2 protein-coding genes are annotated in these 2,036 nt (G+C 40.5%); one reads left to right on the top strand and one right to left on the bottom strand.

What is annotated here, in order from left to right:
* Window positions 1-450 precede the first annotated feature (450 nt).
* On the bottom strand, window positions 451-1,545 hold the full coding sequence (locus AC1DUA_RS35215; protein WP_477504159.1) for an L-dopachrome tautomerase-related protein: 1,095 nt from the start codon (window positions 1,543-1,545) through the stop codon (window positions 451-453).
* Between the two features lie 220 nt (window positions 1,546-1,765).
* On the opposite strand from AC1DUA_RS35215, the gene AC1DUA_RS35210 reads away from it, so the two are divergent.
* A partial coding sequence (locus tag AC1DUA_RS35210; protein ID WP_477504158.1) for a CBO0543 family protein occupies window positions 1,766-2,036 on the top strand: 271 nt, incomplete at its 3' end.

The raw sequence follows: 2,036 nt of genomic DNA, 5'->3' as shown, positions 1-2,036 counted from the left end.
GTTAAAGTCACATGTTCTAATATTTCTTCAATGCTCCAACCTACATCAGGTTTATAATTAAGTACTTTCGGTTCTGCTTCGAACCATGCATTGTAGTCAATCAAGATGTTCGAAAGTTCATGTTCAATAAACCTTATTGCTTTCTGAACTGTCATAAGTTTCCCACCTTAGAATAGGATCAAAATCTCAGCTAATTTATAAATATTTACCGAACTTCAAAGCCGTTGTACATCAACATATTAACACATATTGGAAGTGTTCTGCCCAATAGCTGAATGAGGCTGCCACTCATTTTTCGCGGCGGCAGCCTCATTTTGTAGCTTATTGAAGTAACGTTTCTCGATAGCTGAACAGGCTGCCGAGCGGCAGCCTCCAAATTCTTAATAACCATAAAGTCATAAAATACATTTTCTATGCAAATAGAGTCAACTTTGTAGATTGAAATATTTATTAAAAGGTAGGAGCAGGTGGTTCGTCTATTTTCATACGGAGTAAACTATAAGGCTTCTGCCGCAGGTCATTTCCATAATGAAATCTTGCTTGCCGATGTAATTGGTTCACGATGAAATATAAGTATTGATCTGGACCAATCGAAAAAGTATCCGGCCATAAAATTCTCGGATCATGTGCGATCGTTTCCATGATGCCATTCGGCAATATCTTTCGAATACTATTGTTTTCGTAATCTCCAGCATAAAGGGTTCCTTTTGCACCGGTGATCATTCCATCTGAAGCACCTTTTTCTCCCCAATACTTCACGTGATCCTGTAAATTCATATCCGGTATCGTTCGGTCTCTTAGGACTTCCGTTGAAATCGAGTACAGATGTCGACTGGAGAGAGGACAAAAATACAAAATCTTGCCGTCCGGGGAAATCGCTATACCATCAGAGGCCAATCTAAAGGGTGAAGTAGATCCATCTTTGTTTCGATTCATCAGAATTTCACCTTCGACTTTCGGTAAAAGAAAGAGATCTGGCGAAGTTGAATTTGCCCCGTTTAACCGTCTCCAGGCATAACCCGTTTCTAAATCAACGACAATAATGGCACCCGGTCCTCGGGAAGACGAATCCGTTATATAAGCATAACCTGCTTTACCAACACGAAAATCAAATCGGACATCATTCAGATAAGTGGTTGGCAGGACAACATCCTCTGTAAATGTAAATAAGCTTCTTATGGTATTTGTATTTAAATCTACAGCGGCTAACTTCGCCCCCCCCTTGATGGGTTCTGAGAAATTAGGAGCCCCCGTATCCAGTACCCAAAGCGTTCCCTTTCCATCAGCAACGACACTTTGGACACTAATGAAGGACGTTGTGGTATTCGATTGGCTTACCAAATTAGCGTCTAAACTAGGATAAGGCTGTAATGTACCGTGAACGATTTCAGCCACCGTAAATTTAACATCGTCTCCCCATCTTGGAAAGCAAATAAACATGCGCCTAGTTTCAGAAACAGTAACGCCTGTAGGCATGGCCCCGTAAAATAAAAAAACCGCTTCAAACTTACCGAAAAACTTTTCACTCGGTAACATCATTTGTATAAAATCCTCCTCAACAGGTTCGAACTTCTATCACCTATATATGACTGAATATGGTTCAAGTGCCTGGAAAATAAAATATTTTTAAGGGAACCCCGCAAGTTCGTGTTTATAACGGACAACGAGTAAACGGTGTTGTGTTTTTGTCTAAGTATCACCTCCCACGAGAGTATGAATAAAAAGAAGTACACTATACATAGGAGCCTCCTTCCTTGTACAAGCTATGGCCATGGAAATGGAACGAAATTTATTGCTGCTAGTCTGGTTTGTGTGTATAACCACCATCTATTTTCTTGTTCCAAGAGCAAAAGCTCATGAATTTGTGTTGTGCTTTCTTGTGTGTCAGGCTGTTGGATGGATAGTAGAAGTGCTGCTTGTTCAATTTGATTTGGTGGCCTACCCGTTACGTGAATTCCCCAAAGCTTCAGATTTGAATATCACGTTCAAAGTGGTGTGGACGCCTGTAGCRAGCGGTCTGTATTACATTTATAGAC

The sequence above is a fragment of the Paenibacillus sp. 01T422 genome, assembly GCF_056398785.1.
Note: the sequence above shows the minus strand (reverse complement) of the source record. Positions and strands in the feature narration are given on the sequence as shown.